This is a genomic window from Paenibacillus dakarensis (genome assembly GCF_001373415.1).
GTDB lineage: Bacteria > Bacillota > Bacilli > Paenibacillales > Paenibacillaceae > Paenibacillus_AQ > Paenibacillus_AQ dakarensis.
The window spans coordinates 1-17733 of sequence record NZ_CDSE01000045.1; the positions used below are offsets into that span (position 1 = coordinate 1).

Genomic DNA, 17733 nt, shown 5'->3' on the forward strand with positions numbered 1-17733 from the left:
GCCCCGTTGCTGTTCATCAGTTAGCTTACGATAACCGCCTTTTTGAAAAAATACGCGCCACCTGTCCAACACCTTGTATATGACCGTAAATATCGATTCACTCTGCTCTCTTAACAACAAATGATCCACGACATTCTGCAGTACTACTTCAAATATTTCAGTACCATGTTCAGTCTCCTGCCTTAGCACTAGAAAATAATGCCCTCTCAATAAAGCCAATTTTTCAAAATACTCTACTTGTATAGACAATCCTCGCCATTTGGGAAGAGTCTTAAGCTGATCTATTTCCCAGGATTCAACCCCCATATCAACATACAGTTGCCTAGTCATACTTGAAGCATCTACACCTGCAAAAAGTATAGGATTTTTTGCTGTAAGGACTTTAAGCTTGTATACTTCCTCGTGAGATTGATTGTTTATTTCCTTAATCATCTGCTCATATTCAATTTTAAGATTTAGCATTCAGCACATCTTCCTTACTATAGGAGAATACTTACTTAATAGTTTTGTTTACTTCATAAATATTAGAATCATCTAAATCTGAATCCGGAAATGAGATTGCTATTCCTATTGGTACCATGTTCTCGTTAAATGCAAATCCCAAGTTTTGAAATATTTTCACTTGAGGATGAAGCGGATAAATTAGAAGCATTCCTTTCTTTTTTGGTCTCAGTCTCCTAATCTCCTGTTTGTCTTTCAAGTTTCTTATTTTATCTTGATCAAGATCTATAAATTCCTGCCGCGAAGCAACTATGGCACGTATATCAATTTTGTCTCGTTCCCTAATGCTAGTCCCTGTCGCATTAACACCCCGCACTACTGCCGAGTTAACCTCTAATGTTCCGATACGAACCGGAAACCTTTGAAGGCCGCTTTTATCGCTTGGATCCCCCTCAACCACTACTACGGTCCAATCTAAAAGCTCTTCAATATCATTAACCCGCCGAATATAATTTATAATTTTAATACTATCGACTTTATCAGCATCATTACTAGTTTTATAATCAGATAGGAATGTTAATACTTTATCAACATCTATTCCCTGAGCAATATAGTAGCCTGTTTTTCCCGACCCAATACGTGTTCTCTTGAATTTACCGGATAACTCATTTATTAAATTTTCAGTCACTCTCATATTATGAGAAAAGAAGGATTCCTTATTATCAAATATACGAGTCTGCTGCAAGGTTTGTTTATAATTCACATTCGTTATAGAAGCATTTTTCATCTTTAACGGGCTAGTTAATGTCATAGTTGGATGACTCAGCATTTTTATTGCATATTCCAAGGGTGTCTTTTTTAATTTTGCCAGATTTTCAAATTCTTTGCGAAGTTCAATCATAGCAATGGCTAAATGTTCAAACTTTGAGGCAATCTCGGTAGTAGTATAAATTCTACACAAATCCATATATCCATTTCTGTAACCAAACCAGCGTCCCATCTGCATTAAGGTATCGTACATTAGAGAATTTCTAAAATAATAAGTTACACTGAGACCTTCAAGAGTTAATCCTCGAGACAGCTTATCTCCACCAACCGCAATTACATTTAAACCATCCTCTTTATACTGATGATAATCTAAAGCATCTTTACTATTACCATTGATTTCAAAAACTTCAACTTTTTTCGAACTCTCTCTAAGTTCCTGATATACTTCTTCCCATGAAAAAACTTGATTCTTACCAGGCCATTCTTTGCTTGTTGGTATCACATCTTTTTCATAGAGATTTCTAATTTCTTTAACAATCTCGCCATTTTGGTTATATTGAATTTGCGAATATATTTCCGCAAACACTTGTTCAACACTATCTTTCACACTCGACTGTACATCTTTAAAACGGGAGGTATGAATAAGCATTGAGTTATGTTTGTTCCGCTGGCCTCTTAGATCTCGTACAGCAATCGTTAAAAGAAATGCCAATATTGACTCTTTCATCTGAGGAGGAACTTCATCAAATTTATCCGCATCCCCCTTTGTCTTAATTCCTGTAAAGACTTCTATATCCGCCTCATTTAAGGGGCGAATTAAACTTGGACGTGTATCATTTGCATCTTCTTCAACATTAAAAAATTCCTCTGGGCCACAATATCCCTTAGGTTTTGGCAAACCAACAAGAAAATCCTTTGGATAAAGATCCTTACCTTCATCTTCAGTCTTGGCCTCTGCACTAATTAATAAATTCGCAAAAGGCGTCGCTGTATAACCTACGTAACATCTTCTATCAAACACCTCTAATATCTGACGTATTAATTTATTTATTTTCTTTGGATCTTCACCTTTAGAAGTATCAACAGATGCTTGATCGGCTTCATCATCGATTATAAGAACGGGAATATCTAATTTAAATAATTTTTTCTGGTAATCAAGCTGATTTTTGAGTGACTCCAAAACAATGCTATTCTTTTTAACAACCATCAATGTTTTTTGATTCAAGTTGAAGATTCCACTTGGTTCAGAAGATATATCGCGCTCCACTGTAGTCCAGGAAGAAATAATATGATTAGGTGTATTGGCATGTATTTGGGAGACCCCTACAGAATTTCCAAACTTATCGACTCTGCTCCCAATCACTTCCTCTTCTAATCTGAGTTGTGTTTGAGCCCGGAGATCATTATGCATACCAGAAAATACAATTATCAGTTTATATCCAAGATCGAAAGCTTTATTAATTAACCCTGTAAAGTTAGCAGTCTTTCCCGACTGCACATATCCCAAAACAAGTCCTCGCTTGTCAAAAGGGTTAATATCCTCTGGGTTACCCAAAGACCGCATAATTTCATTTGTGGAATCATCAATAGAGGCAACTGCATCTTGACTCCAATTCTTAACTCGAATTAGATAGTCTCTATAACGTGTCCAAAAAAAAGCGCCTACTAATAATTTTGGACTGTACCAGTCCTCCTCTTCTTCTGAACGTAGTACAGGTGTTTTTATGATTTCAAATCCAACATTATACTTCCTATACATTTCAAACGACCACTCTTCAATTAGATCCTTTTCAATATTTTCCCCCTGAATGACGAGCTTTGCAAATTCTAACGCTCGCTCTGCAGCGTTTTCTTGGCTAGGAAAGATGGATTTGAAATTCATATAATTAGTTGCAAAGGTTTGTTCAAATAGTTTTCTTGCGTCATTCATGTGAAATATTCGCCTCTTCTATAATCGATTTCAATGTTTTGCGATTTAAACTATCAAATGCAGGTTGTGTTATAAGTGCATCTAACAATTGCTGCATATTTTGTACTACCTTAAGATTAATTAGGGTAGAAGCAAACTGAATTACTAATTCTTTCACAGCATCGGATACCATTTGAAGTGATTCTTCTTCTGCTTTAGGAGAATCGATTATGTTACTTGGCGATCCTAACTGGACAAATTTTAAATACAAGTTCAGCAGCTTAGAAGTTTCATTATCTATTCTGTTATGAATTTCAGATAGAATAGGATGATTTCTATTTAGTATAAACTGTTGCCCTTCATCACTTCCTGATAATTCCCATGTATTAAGACTTCCTTTAAAATTATGATTAAGGTGAGATCCTTGAGTCCGGTAGTAAAAGACATCGCGGGAAATTTTCCGAACAAATTTTGCAATTGATTCAAGCCTATCTCTTGCATTATCAGGAGGTATGACTGCTGATTTTTTTATATCTACTTGCCAATCATCATCAGCACTATTGGGTAGATCAACCCGCACTCTTGCTAGCTGAGATGAACTATCCTTTTGAAACATTCCCAACCAATCTCCGAAATGCAGCAACCTATTCTCACGATATATATAATAGCCCTGATGGTCTCGCCATCCTCTTATACCTCCTGCAATTTTATATTCCTCCTCAGTTAAATATGAGGCATGTGGAAGTATATAATATTTTATTTTTATTTTGTTGCCGTTTATATTTAAAATCTGCGTCTCTCCTTCGACAGTAGAGGGATGAGTAATCATAAATGGATCCCAGGAAACCAGTTCATTATTATTTAAATAGATTCGCACATTTTTATTTTCAATAATTGAGTGAAATACAAATTCTAAATGATGATGCACACGACGAACTTTAGCAAAAACGCTGTTTTCTTGTAAAGGATTCTCAGTACCTGCCCTCATAAAACGATCAAGTTTATCTATACAAATGACAGTCCCACTTTCCCCCTCTATTTCTCCAACGAGCTCCCTTATATCATCAGGAACCTCTGTGAAGAGCCGCCACTCATTGCATTGGGAAACATAATCTAAATCCCAACATCTCTGTGAATACAGTCCGTTATACTTAGTAACAACACTCAACCTTTTACCTAACGAAAATGATGCCGTCTTAAGACCCATACCAAATCTACCCAATTCATCAGGTCGTCTTTTAAATCTCGGATCTTTAGAACCAATATTCATAGCAGATTGAAGTTCTTCCTCATTCATTCCATGACCATTATCTTTTATAATTATTGCTCCATCGTGCTCGAAGTACTTAAATTCAATTTCCACTATAGTCGCTTTTGCATCAAGGCTGTTATCAATTAAATCTGCTACTGCTGTTCCAGCACTATATCCCAGTGAACGCAGGGCTTGAATTACGGGTGCTGCAGAAGGTTGGGTTACAATTGTATTCATATATAAACTCCCTCAAATAATAAGCTATAATGTGATGTCTAGAGCTGTTCTTCCTATTTTATATAATACATTATTATCTATCATAGAATTATATTTTATAATGCCAACTGTAAAAAGAGTCTACTCATTTAATGAGCAGACTCTTACATTCACCTTGAAAGGCTTATATTTAAGGGCTTTATAACTTTCTCTAAAGCATTTTCTACTGGATGATTTAGATACTTTAATACTTGTTCAGCCACCGCCCTACCTAATAGAGGTGGAACAGCATTGCCTATTTGTTGATATTGAGAATCTTTCGATCCCTCAAAAATAAAATCATCAGGAAATGTTTGAAGCCTAGCCGCCTCTCTTATACTAATGGCTCGGTTCTTGCTTGGATGAATCCACATAGACTTTCTAACATTTAATACTGTACCTGATGGCATGTTATAGTTAAGTCTCAGATAAACAGTATTTTGTGTTCTATTCGGATTTGAATATGTTTGTTTATAGGTTTCGTCTAAGTGATGAAAATTTTGTCCTGGTTCTAAAACTTTAAATCTAGATAAAGCCGTCTCTGTTGTTTCAGTCATTACATGGTTTTCAATACTGTCGGTATTTCCATTCAAATATTCTAGCAAAGGGTTATTATTTTTTTTAGATTGTTTTAAAATAGAAGTTCCATCCCCAATAGAAGTAAATGGGACCATATCTTCAAGGTCTTCAATTGCATCTTTTACTGTGTAAAAATGACTTGGTTCTTTAATAATAGGTGGTGGTAATTCTACTTGTGTATCTGCAACAAATTCTTTTTTTACACCAATTATTAATAAACGCTCCCGAAGTTGCGGGGCCCCAAAGTTTGCAGAATTTAATATATGTTCCTCATTAATTGCATAACCAAGCTTTTTGAATTTTGAGGTCAAATAATCCAACACACTATACGTTTTTGCTTCAATATATAAATATTTATTATCAAACAAAATATCTGATATTTCAATATTATTAGCAGTAATTTCGTTCATTCTCATTAATATTTTTTGAATTTCAATTATCTCCATTAAACTTTTGAATAGAGATTCTTTTGATGAATCATTGTGCTCTAGCGCACTAAGATACTCTCCAACCTTAACCCATTCATCTTTATAACTATCATCCCAATATACGTCATGTTGTTGCTCCCAATCAGTAAAGTACCTCTGCAAACCCTTTTCTGCCTTTGCTAGATATAAATCGGCTTCTTTTTCTTTTCGGCTTATATGACTAATCTTTGAAAATAACCTTTTATCATGTAATATATATTTTGAAAATTCTCGAGTATCAAGTGAATTTTTCAAAAAAGGAATCAGTCTATCTGTTAATGCAGTTGTTTTACCCAAGATAATCTTTTCTGGATTCAGAGAAAGCTGTAATTCATTCACGACTTCCTGATGATCACTTTTTGAGTAAAAGAATTTATGTTTTGATGAACTCATTGCCTTAACATTTTCCATAACAAACGCTTTTGGTGCTATTTCCTCAATTGCCCTAACATATTCTTTTACAAGTTGGTTATTCGATGATATAAGTTCTGTTTTTTGCCTATTAGCATTTGAAAATCCCTGACAAGGGGGCCCTCCAAATACCAGATCAATATTTTTAAAATCCTTAATTATTTGTTCTTTAAAGTCTATTTTTCTTATGTCGTCAAAATATTTAATTTTATGACAGCTCTGTCTCTCAAACCTTTCATGATTCCTTTTATATGTTTTTTGAGCAGATTTGTTGTTTTCTACCGCAGCTGCAATCTCTACCTGTCCGGTTTGCAAAAAACCTAAACTCAAACCTCCTGCTCCAGAGAATAAGTCAACTGCTAAAAGTTTTTTATTACTCATCTTCTCCGCCCCTTAATCACGAACATTCGTTCCTTATATAGCAGCTTATCATCTCTAATAATTATTTTCAAGAAAAATTGACTAGCTATTATGCAATTTATGATTTTGGTTGCTCTTCACCAACAACAAAGAGAGCTTCCTTACGAGAGCATATCTCCGGAAGCTCCGTCCATCATTATACGTGAGCTTCCCTATACATTCAATTACTATTACTTATAAGATTATCTTCAGATAGCCCTCTTTACTATTTTATCAAAAGTTCTAAAAATCCCAGTCTTAACTATTCGTTATAACCTACCATAATCATAAGCTGGGATATAAATAAAAGCGGCTTAAATGTATTCAAACACAATACACCAACCCCTAAGCCCCCGTAACCCGCACCGCATTCTCTTTAACCCTGTTCACAGCCTCCACCAGCTTCTTCTGCCTAGCACCGTCGAACAGTTTAATGAAGCTTTGCGGTTTATCGAACGGCGGCTTCAATAGATCGCTGATATGATCGATGTATCCGTTCTGGGTGATGTACTCAATCACCTTTTTCACAAAGACGATTTGCATCTGGTTCAGTGACTGGTCGTTGATGAACTCCGAGAAGGCATTCATCGCCGCTTCATGGTCCAGCTTGGCAACCTTACGAACAAGCAGGCCGAATGGGGTATCCTGAAATTCTCGCTTATAATCCTCAGCCGTTCCGAGCTCGCCTGTAAATATATTTTCCAGACTCTTATAGTCGAGGGAGGTCAGCGGGATGTTGTTTCTAAGCTTGTGAATCGCCATGCTGTCCCTGTTCTGCTCAATATACCGGTTCACCTTCAGCTTGTAGTTATCGAAATTATACGCCTGGTTCATTTCCACGCCTTCGCTGATCCCTGTCACTTCGTCTTTAAGATTCGTATAGATGATTCCTTGTTTCGTACTCTCATCCACCAGGAACTTCATTAGGGATCGCAATTCAACCCTCAGCTGTTCAAAAGTGACCAGGTCTGCTGTTTCCCAGAATTCTTCAGCCGCTATCCGCCGAATGAAGTGAAGCTTATCCTTGATCTGCGGAATGGTGGCGCGCTTGGAAAGCCGCATGCTGATATCCGTCAGTTGGTTCTTAAACTTCTTTAATTGAGGTGACTTCTCGATATGAGCGAGCATAAGTCCGTACATCAGATTATCAAAGCGCTTGGCATGCTCATCCGTCTCGTCCATATACACAAGCGGTGCCAGATGCTGATTCAGCTCCAGCTTGTTCGCATCCGAAAGATATACAAAAGCCTCTGCCTGCTTGTACTTCTCGATATACTGCAGCTTCAGCTTAACGGACACCAGCTCGGTATTCAGCATCTGAATTTGCTTGGCCACCGTGTCCACCATCTCTTGACGAATGGCTTGAATCTCCTCTTCCGCGTATGCAGCGTCTTGCAAATGGTAGATCAGGCTTATTCGTTTAGAAAAAATCGTCTCGCTCAAGCTCTTGGCCTCATTACCGGCAATGCCTTCCTGATGCTGACGGAAAAATTCAAAGTTCCCCAAATAATCAAAAATCACAAACCCCGTCTTATCCTGTCCTTCGCCGAACAGGTTCTTACGCAGCCTTGTTCCCCGGCCAATCATCTGCCAGAACTTCGTCTTGGACCGGATTCTTTTGAAAAATACAAGGTTGAGAATTTCCGGAACGTCGATCCCGGTATCCAGCATATCCACGGAAACCGCAATATGCGGTTCCTTCTCCGGTACCTTAAACTCGTCGATGATCGACTGGGCATAAGCATCTTCAGACACAATCCGTTTGGCAAAGCTACCTTTATATTGCGGATACAAGGCGTTAAACCGATCCACGATATACTGGGCATGGCGTTTATTTTGCGCGAAAATAATCGTTTTGCCAAGGCGGTCCCCGCCTGCAACCTTCAGTCCCTTGGTCATCAAATCCTCAAGCACCATATCGACGGTGGACTGGTTAAAAATAAACTCATTCACCGCAGGTGAAGGAACCCGCTCCGGCATCTCTCCATCTTCATCCGTAAAATCTTCCTCATACCGCTGTTTATCTTCATCCGAAAGCTCATCGTAACTGATGCCTTCCTCCAGAAACTTCGTTGTCACCTCAATGTTATGGTAAGGAACAAGTACATGATCTACTTCCACGGCCGTTTCATATGGATAGGCATAGGTAGGAACCCCACTTTCCAGCTCGAAGAAATCATACGTATTCCGGTCTACCTCCATTTTCGGTGTTGCGGTAAGGCCGACAACAATGGCATCAAAGTATTCAAAAATCACCCGGTACTTCTTAAAAATACTCCGGTGCGCCTCATCCACGATAATGAGGTCAAAGTGAGCGGGCGTAAACAACCTCTTGCCATCCGCGTTCTTCACGTCATCAATGGCATTCAGCATCGTAGGATAAGTGGAAAATACAACCCGGGCGGACTTGTTATCCTTACTGCTAAGCAGGTTGCAGAGCGACAAATCCGGCAGGTAATTCTTGAAGTCGTTCTTAGCCTGTGTCACGAGCGCCGTACGGTCTGCCAGAAACAGCACATTCGTCACATATCCGCCCCGGGACAGCACATCTGTCAGACTGGAAGCCGTTCGGGTCTTGCCTGTTCCGGTTGCCATCACAAGCAAGGCTTTGCGGTGTCCCATCTGAATGCTGTCGCCTACGGACCGGATCGCTTCCTTCTGGTAATATCGATCGGTAATGCGATCATCAATCGGGATCTGGCCGAGCGGCTTGCGCTCGGTTCTGCGGTTCATCAGCTTCTCGAGATCGGACTTCGAGAAGATGCCGCTCACTTTACGCTGCGGTGCCGACAGATCATCCCACAGATGCGTCTCAAAACCGTTCGTCATAAACATCATCGGCCGCCGTCCGGTGGAACGCTCGAGGCAATCCGCATACAGCTTCGCCTGCTGCGCCCCGATCTTGGGATCTCTGGAGGTGCGCTTGGCCTCGATAACAGCTAGGGGCAAACCATCTTTTCCATACAAGACATAATCGGCGTACCCCTTGTGCTCTGAGTTCGGCATGCCTTGAAGCTCAACTTCCTCTTTCACGTCCTCACCGAAGACCCATCCGAGAAGCTTCAGATCCACATCGATATACTTCTTCCGGGTCTTGAACTCGCTGATATCCTCCGGTGTAAACTGCCGCTCTTCTTTATGAACGGACTTCTCGGCGGTCAGGCGGTCGCTCATTGCAGCGATTTGAGCACGCAGGGATTCAATTTCAGAATCCTTCTGCTCGATCAGGCTATCCTTCTCTTTAATTCTCGCTTGATCCAGTATGACTTTCTCGTCTGGAATTCGTTCTTCATGAAAAGTCCGTTCCTCGTAATTCGTACCGTAACAGTAATCAATCCACTGGACGAATTCAAATAAAGACGCAAGAGACAGCATCGCATCGCTTCGATTGATCGAACGGTCTGTATGTACTGCCAGATTGCCAAGCTTGATGATATAGGGCAGTTTCCCCCATGTCTGAGGCTCCATCGCAAACCGGAAGGACGGCTCGTGAATAAGCGACTGCAAATTATCCTTATACGGCATCACTATGGTATTATCTGCTGAATAAACCCACTTAACAGCCAGTTCAAAAGCCTTGCGGCTGCCCACCGCCGCCATGGCGGGAGAGGTGGACAATACACGTTCAGCTTCGATACAAGCGCTGGCAAACAATTTATATTCCGGTTGGTCTTGCAGAAACTCGAAATTGGCAGGCATCTTCTCACCTCTCATCTGCCTTGAAATAGGTTAGTTGTCAAAATTCCGGCTCATCAAGCTGTCAAACAGCTGCTGCGTTTCGTCGATGGCTTGTTTGACCTGGGCCTTCTGCTCCTCGATTTTTGTGACGATGCCGGCGAATTGGTTTTGGAGCTCAAACGGGGGAAGAGGAACCATAAATTTACTAAAAAAGTTGGTCGGCACTCTTTTTTGGCCTGCGCTGCCAGTCATATTTTTCTCCGCTATTATACGAAAATCTGTTAGGGAAGTTAGATGGTAAATCCACTCGCTATTCGATAAGTTATCAATTGGTCTTAATACATGAAATTCTGTCGATCCAAAACCAATTGAATTCATTAAATTTTTAGCTATCCCGCCCTTACCATTCTCCATACAGGGAGTTATCTTTGCGAAAAGAACATCATTCTCATAAAAGTAAGTGAAGCCTTTTTTTACTTGCTGATATTTCTTTATATTTGATACTTCAACTACTCCGTCGCTAGATACATCAGCCATTCCCACAAAAGACACTTCGAGATTGTCATCTACCGAATCCAGCTCTGTCTTTCTCGGATTAATAGAGACAACCTCTGATAAAGGATACTTGATCCACTCTTTCTCGTTGGTAACCGGATCCCCAAACATTTCATAAAAGACAGATTTAATCAATACATCCAGCTCGGCAAGCTGCTGTTTACGCAATTTGAGCAGTTCAAAGGCAGCATCCAAGGTTGAAACCATTTGTTGTTGTACCTCTAATGGAGGAAGTGGAATCTCCAAATTTTTAAGTGCTGTTACCGTAAAACTGGCTTGGTTAACAGACTTCTTGGTGATCCCTGGTATCATCCTTTTGAATCGTTGTGACCTGAAATAATAATGGCCATAACGGTAATTCAGCAAATGTGCAACGGGCCTCAAGCACAGCAAATTCATACCATGTATAATGATCTCATCATTTTGCTTCTCATATATTGCAGTCTTACCTAGATGTTTCTCGCTGTTAATGTGAGACATTAATATATCTCCCGTTTGCAGTACATAACTTTCGTATTTAGTTATATCTTGTATACCCGCATATCCCATTCTATTTCTATCGACTTCACTGTTTGCGATGGTTTCAATACGGGTGATTGGATATCCTCCATCCACAATCCCCTGCTTGATGCTTGCACCATTTCTGATCAAACTAAATACTTCTCCCAACCTAACCATCTCCCACTTACTCACCGATAAGCCCCCTTAACTCCTCCATTTTGGAGACGATGCTGAGGTTTAGTTCATCCAGTCGGTTCATAATAACTGCGGGAGCGTCGTACTCTACCTTCTCATACACAACCTCTTTATAGCGGTTAATTGAGAGGTCATAATCGTTCGCGACAATCGCGGACTTATCCACCAGGAAGCTCTGGTCCGTTGGTTTGCGGTCAGCTTCAGCATCGAGGTGATGGAATCGGTTCAGGATATCCGGAATATCACTCGCTTCAATCGGAGAACGCTTATCATCCAGGGAGAAGCCGTCCGCCTGCATGTCGTAGAACCATACATTGTCGGTACCGCCTGCATCGGTTTTCGTGAATATCAAAATGGCTGTACTAACACCGGCATAAGGCCGGAATACACCGCTCGGCAACGAGATCACCGCTTGAAGCTGCTGGTTCTCGACAAGCTCTTTGCGGAGAGATTTATGGGCTTTCGTCGTTCCGAACAATACGCCATCCGGTACAATACAAGCGCAGCGGCCGCCTTTTTGCAGAATTCTCAAGAACAGGGCCACGAACAGAAGCTCCGTCTTCTTCGTATTGCAGATCGTCTTCAGGTTATCATGAATGCTCTCCGCATCTACGGTGCCTGTAAACGGAGGATTCGCCAGTACAATATCGTATTCGGAAATCGTTTCGTTTTGCTTGGACACACTGTCTACGTAATCGATATTCGGCTGGTTGATGGAGTGCAGCATAAGGTTCATGGCAGACAACCGCAGCATGGTGCGGTCAGTGTCAAATCCGTTAAACATATCACCGGCAAAATGCTCCCACTGCTCGCTTGTCATCTCGGCTTCGTATTTCTCGCGAATATATTCTGCTGAGGAGATGAGGAAACCCGCTGTTCCGCATGCCGGATCGCATATTTTATCATCGGGCGTTGGAGCGAGGAGCCGGACCATCATATCCCGAATATGCTTAGGTGTTCTGAACTGTCCGTTCTGGCCCGAGGTGGCCAGCTTGCCGAGCATATACTCGTACAGGTCACCCTGCATGTCCAAATCCTTGATGTCATGTTCATAGAGCTCATCCAGGCCTGTGATGATCTTCTGCAGCACTTGAGGCGTCGGTACAAGGAACATCGCGTCCTGCATATACCGAGAAAACGCGGATTCATTTGCTCCGTTCAAATTCTTAATGAAGGGGAATACTTTAGTTCCCACGATTTCAAAAATTTCGCGCGGATCCTTGGTCTTAAACCTGCTCCAGCGCATGCTTTGTCCTTCTTCGTCTATAGGAAAGACCTTAGGCATCGTCTCACCTGTGAGCGCTTCGGTCATTTCATTTTCCAGATCCTTTTCATCCAATGAACGGATAAACATCAAGTAAGTAAGCTGTTCTATTACAGTGAGCGGGTTGCTGATTCCCCCTGCCCACATATCGGACCATATTTTGTCGATTTTATTCCGTACTTCTCCTGTTAACATGATTAGCTCCTCTTATATGTGTAGTTCTTTCAACCTAGTATTACATGATTATATTATAACGTTAAATTGCATAAAACACAGGCTTCTAACTTAAAATCTCAGGCACTTGAGAGTTTTTGTACTACTAAACTAATAAACCCTTCTTCCCTCCCTCACCCTGGTCATGTTAATATACGGTAACTAAATATCTGAGTTCTCATCAGCTGCAGCAAGCGAAGCTCATGGTGTTAACTACGAATCAATCCGCCCTGTCAGTGAAAAAGTTAAGCCCCACTCAAAAGATGATTCCTGTATTGCGTATTGCACAGGGTCATCTTTTTTATGATTTTACATGTGGCCGTGAGTTACGGTTTGCATTCTACCTACTGGTAGATAGAATATAAACCATAAGAATGTTTTTTTTGATAGAAGGATGAGTGTATGAGAAACAATAACGACACTAGGCAACTTATTATGGATACAGGACAAAATCTTATACAAGAACGCGGTTATAATGCATTCAGTTATGCGGATATTGCCCAAAGAATCGGTATTAAAAAAGCAAGCATCCATTATTACTTTCCTGCTAAACAGGATCTTGTTCAGGCAATTCTTCATAGATATCGTAAAGAATTTTTAAATGAACTTGATCAGATTGAACAATTATCAATGAACTCAGAGGAAAAGCTTTTTCGTTTTTTTCAACAATATCGTGAAACAATTGCTAATGATTCTAAGCTTTGCCTATGCTCTATGATGGCAGCTGAACTCGTTTCATTCTCGACAGAAATTCGAAATGAAATCAATGGTTTCTTTAGGGATAATGAAAACTGGATTGAAAAAGTATTAAAAGAAGGCAAAGAATCTGGAATACTGGATTATCAGATTAGTTCAAGGGAACAATCGCGGATCATAATGGCATTTGTACAAGGCGCTCAACTGTTAGCTAGATCTTCAGGGGACCTTCAACATTATGACATGATGGTTCAAAATCTGATAAAGAAACTAAAACCATAACCAAGGCTGGAGGAGGAATGAATATGAAGCATCCTGTAGTCAATGTTGGTGCTGGTTTAAGTGGCTTGCGAGCTGCGTCTCTGCTTACTGCACAGGGCATCAAATGTAAGGTTCTAGAGGCTAGAGATAGGATTGGCGGTAGAGTATTGAGCACTTCTGATCCAAACAGGCCTGACTTAGGTAAATTTGACCTGGGGCCGTCATGGTTCTGGCCGCAGTATGAGAGCACAATCACCAATCTTGTTAAAGAATTAGATTTAGGAACTTTCGTCCAGTACACAGAAGGAGCAATGCTATTTGAACGATTTCAGAACGAACCTCCAGAGCGTCATGTACTGCCTGAAAATTCTATTGAAAGGTCGATGCGATTTATAGAAGGTACGCAGTCTCTTGTTGATGCGGTAGCAAATACTATTCCCTCAGGGACAGTCGAGCTTGAAACGCGAGTTACAGCAATTCGACTTGATGAAGCCGGTGCGATCACGGTTGAAGCAGACCTTGCAGACGGAAAGAGAACAAAAGTTTATGCCAGTGCTGTTATCCTAGCGTTGCCGCCTCGGATGGTGGTGCGACATATTGAATTCTCTCCTTCGCTGCCTCCCCATCTTATTACTGATCTTGTAAGTAAACCTACGTGGATGGCAGGACAGGCTAAGGCAGTTGCAATCTACGAACGTCCCTTTTGGAGAGAATCAGGACTCTCTGGATTCGTATCGAGCCGGGTTGGGCCTTTGCAAGAAATCCATGATACTTCTCCTGCAACAGGCTCTGGTGCATTATTCGGTTTCTTCGCAATGCCGGCAAAAATGCGCCAAGAACTGGGCGAGGATAAAGTTATCAAATTGGTTATCGACCAATTGGTTAGGCTCTTTGGAACTTCCGCCCAACACGTAAGTGGAATCCTATACAAGGATTGGTCCAGTGATTCCGAAACGGCGGTTGAGGAGGACTTGGATCCGCTTAGAGATTATCCGAGCTATGGTCAACCACCGCAAGCAGGGGTTTGGGAAAAGAAAATTATTTTTGCTGGTACAGAGACTAATTCACAATATGGCGGACATCTTGAAGGTGCACTCCAGTCAGCTGAACAGGCAGCTTTTAAAATCATTAATTTAAACAACGAGTCTTGATGGCTATCCGCATTAAAAAAAACGGCAATCACAGATAAGTCTGCGATTGCCGTCTTCATTATTAACCGTTCTGATGCTTGCGTACTGCGTTAACCGTCCAATCGGACAGCTCGGAGATTTGCATTTTCTTCATCACGCGTAAATACGTATGCAGATATTCTCCAATCGGCTCAGTCCACTTGCTGCCGATAGATGAGAGACCGTTCATGATACCGAGCGCGGTAACGATCTGCGCTGCATTGCAGTCGACGTCCTGGCCAACCATGGCGATGATGTGCAGTGTCTCGTCGAAGTCACCGTTGCCGTACCACAGCGCCACCACTTCAGCCATTGCGTTCGGGTAGGCGTGAATCCAGTTGAATTCCTTGAACCGCTCCTCGCACAGCTTCCACGTCTCACGCCAGTCGTCATGCTGACGGCACCATGCAAGGGCAGTCGATACGATATCGTAATATTCGCTGTCCGCCGGGATTGCGTCTACCGACAGCTCAACGATTTTACGGATGTCCTTCTCGACGAAGGCAAGCGATACGAGCACCGCGTTGAAGATTTCCCCCAGTACCCCATTGTTGGCATGCGAGACAACCGCATCCTTCCAGGCCAGATGTGCCGCTTCCTTAGGATTGCCCGGAGCAACCATGCCGCAGATCGCGCCGCGCATCTGAGCACCGATCCACTCCCGGTACGGGTTGTTGAAATATCCGCTTTCCGGCGGATAGACGCCGCTCTTGATATTCTTAATGGCGATATCCTCGGCTGACCAACCGCTCGGAACGAGCGCTACCCACTCCTCGGCGATTGCAGCAGATGATACCTCATAACCGCTTTTATCGAATGCGTTCAGGAAAGCAATCTCGAATGTAATATCATCGTTATATGTATTCGGAGTGCGCACATAACCCCGGATTTCTCCGAATTTCTCCTGCAACTTCTGCGAAGTATAACCTTCGATTGCTGTACCAAGAGCACCGCCGACGATCTGGGCAACCCATCCTGCATGGATGCGGGATGCGAAATCATCCGCTTGTACATCGTATGCATCATAAGAAGGAAGTACCGCCTTCGCTTCGTATGCTTCCCATGAATCGTATGCCTGATAGCTCCAATACGCGGCTCCTTCTTCCTTAGGCAGACGGGACAGCTCGTTCATTAAACGTGCGGTAATCCGTTGAAGCTCCGGCATGTCGTCCATATCGTACGCCGCTTCCCCCGCCTTCAGCAGGTCAAGCAGATGGTCGGTTTTATACCCCATATTATGCATCGATTGCACGGCCGCGACAGCCAGCATCTCGGGTGCTCCGGAGCCTGGAACATTGCTGTGCCAGAACATCTTGAGATTCGTATCAAAAAACTTCTCCACTTCATTCATCGCAAGCCATGTCTGTTCTTCCTCGCCCAGTACGACCGGACTCGCTTCCTGCATCAACCGGTATGCTTGTTCCCATGCTTTCATAGCATATACCCCCACATTTATGAATTTAGTAAGCTGACAATGTGTCCACCATCAGATCCCAGAACTTGTCCTGATCCAGGTCGAGCGCTACGTTCACATTCGGCTCCTTGCCCGTTACGCCAAGCATGTCGACTACCGTCATACCATAGCTGTATTCACCTTTGGTCTCGATATCCACATGCAGTTTACGGCAGGTAAAGATGGATGGATCAATGCAGTACATGACGCAGCATGCGTCGTGAACCGGTGCGCCATCGAAACCGAACACTTCTTTGTACGTGTGCATAAAGAACTGAAGCAACTCCCCCACGAAATCGGAAACCGGATTGCCGATCTTCCTGATTCTTTCCTGGATTTCCGGCGTTGCCTGCGCTTTATGCGTCAAATCGAGGCCAAACATGGTCAGCGGCACGCCGCTCTCGAAGACGACCTTGGCAGCTTCGGCATCGACGAAAATGTTAAATTCTGCCGCAGGCGTCCAGTTGCCGAAGGTGCCCCCGCCCATCAGAACGATTTCGCGGATTTTAGGCACAATCAACGGTTCCTTACGCATAGCCATGGCGATGTTCGTCAGCGGTCCTACCGGAACAAGCGTAATATCTCCGTCTGACGCAAGAAGCTGCTCAATAATGAAGTCCACCGCATGCTCAGCTGCGATTGTCTTCGTTGGAGAAGGCAGGGTCGGGCCGTCCATTCCGCTGTCCCCGTGAATGTCCGCAGCCGTCTCTCTTTTGCGAACGAGCGGCTGGGATGAGCCTTTTGCGACTGGCGTATCCAGCAGCCCCGCGATTTCACATACCTTTAGCGCATTGACAGTTGTTTTCTCAACCTCTGCATTGCCAGCCACGGTTGTGATACCCACCAGTTCAATCCCTGAGTTCGCTCCTGCCAGCAGGATCGCAATGGCGTCATCATGTCCCGGATCGCAGTCAATAATAATCTTTCTGGCTTCTGTTTTTCCCATCGTGTGTTGTCTCCCTTATGTCAGTGTAGTCTGTCTTCTCTTTTGTCTCATAGCGAAAAATACGAGGGCTGCAATCGTTACAATATACGGAATCATCTGGATGAACTGGCTTGGAATCTGTGCTCCCGGAACGGTCTGTACGATCGTGGCCAGCGCGCTGGCAAGACCAAAGATAAGAGAGCCGAACAGAATGCCAAGCGGGTTGCGGTTACCCAGAAGAACAACAGCCAGAGCAAGGAATCCCGTTCCTCCTGTCATGTCTTTAACGAACATATTGGTCAGGCCGTTAGACATGTATGCACCCGCCAGTCCGGCGAATAC

General features: G+C 42.5%; 12 protein-coding genes. 2 read left to right on the forward strand and 10 right to left on the reverse strand.

The window, feature by feature from the left end; translation table 11 throughout:
* From BN1234_RS12910 to BN1234_RS12940, 7 genes are all read right to left on the reverse strand, one after another.
* A partial coding sequence (locus tag BN1234_RS12910) for a PD-(D/E)XK motif protein (protein WP_156337211.1) occupies nt 1-462 on the reverse strand: 462 nt, incomplete at its 3' end.
* Between the two features lie 31 nt (nt 463-493).
* Nucleotides 494-3139: a Z1 domain-containing protein gene (locus BN1234_RS12915; RefSeq protein ID WP_054957081.1), complete on the reverse strand. Its 2646-nt coding sequence runs from the start codon at nt 3137-3139 to the stop codon at nt 494-496.
* A complete protein-coding gene (locus BN1234_RS12920) occupies nt 3132-4607 on the reverse strand; it encodes an ATP-binding protein (RefSeq protein WP_054957082.1) in 1476 nt (491 codons plus the stop codon). The genes BN1234_RS12915 and BN1234_RS12920 overlap by 8 nt, the downstream gene beginning before the upstream one ends.
* Before the next feature lie 149 nt (nt 4608-4756).
* Nucleotides 4757-6463, reverse strand: a complete 1707-nt coding sequence (locus BN1234_RS12925; protein WP_054957083.1) for a DNA cytosine methyltransferase — start codon at nt 6461-6463, stop codon at nt 4757-4759.
* 363 nt (nt 6464-6826) lie between these two features.
* Complete coding sequence (locus BN1234_RS12930; RefSeq protein WP_054957084.1) at nt 6827-10180, reverse strand: DEAD/DEAH box helicase family protein; 3354 nt, start codon at nt 10178-10180, stop codon at nt 6827-6829.
* Between the two features lie 30 nt (nt 10181-10210).
* Nucleotides 10211-11407 (reverse strand): restriction endonuclease subunit S, encoded by a 1197-nt coding sequence (locus BN1234_RS12935; RefSeq protein ID WP_054957085.1) that lies wholly within the window; start codon nt 11405-11407, stop codon nt 10211-10213.
* The gene (locus tag BN1234_RS12940; RefSeq protein ID WP_054957086.1) at nt 11400-12869 is read right to left on the reverse strand and encodes a type I restriction-modification system subunit M; all 1470 of its coding nucleotides are present in this window, start codon (nt 12867-12869) and stop codon (nt 11400-11402) included. Before BN1234_RS12940 ends, BN1234_RS12935 begins: the two co-directional genes overlap by 8 nt.
* A 420-nt stretch (nt 12870-13289) precedes the next feature.
* Between BN1234_RS12940 and BN1234_RS12945 the strand changes: the two genes are divergently transcribed.
* Nucleotides 13290-13865, forward strand: coding sequence for a TetR/AcrR family transcriptional regulator (locus BN1234_RS12945; RefSeq protein WP_054957087.1), 576 nt, complete (start codon nt 13290-13292; stop codon nt 13863-13865).
* A 23-nt stretch (nt 13866-13888) separates the two neighbouring features.
* Complete coding sequence (locus BN1234_RS12950; protein ID WP_054957088.1) at nt 13889-14995, forward strand: flavin monoamine oxidase family protein; 1107 nt, start codon at nt 13889-13891, stop codon at nt 14993-14995.
* A gap of 61 nt (nt 14996-15056) precedes the next feature.
* Here the strand turns inward: BN1234_RS12950 and BN1234_RS12955 are convergent, their stop codons facing one another.
* The 3 genes from BN1234_RS12955 to BN1234_RS12965 all read right to left on the reverse strand — a co-directional run.
* Nucleotides 15057-16448, reverse strand: a complete 1392-nt coding sequence (locus BN1234_RS12955; RefSeq protein WP_054957089.1) for an ADP-ribosylglycohydrolase family protein — start codon at nt 16446-16448, stop codon at nt 15057-15059.
* A gap of 25 nt (nt 16449-16473) precedes the next feature.
* The gene (locus BN1234_RS12960; RefSeq protein ID WP_054957090.1) at nt 16474-17412 is read right to left on the reverse strand and encodes a nucleoside hydrolase; all 939 of its coding nucleotides are present in this window, start codon (nt 17410-17412) and stop codon (nt 16474-16476) included.
* Between the two features lie 15 nt (nt 17413-17427).
* On the reverse strand, nt 17428-17733 hold a 306-nt coding region (locus tag BN1234_RS12965), incomplete at its 5' end, for an ABC transporter permease subunit (protein WP_442417710.1).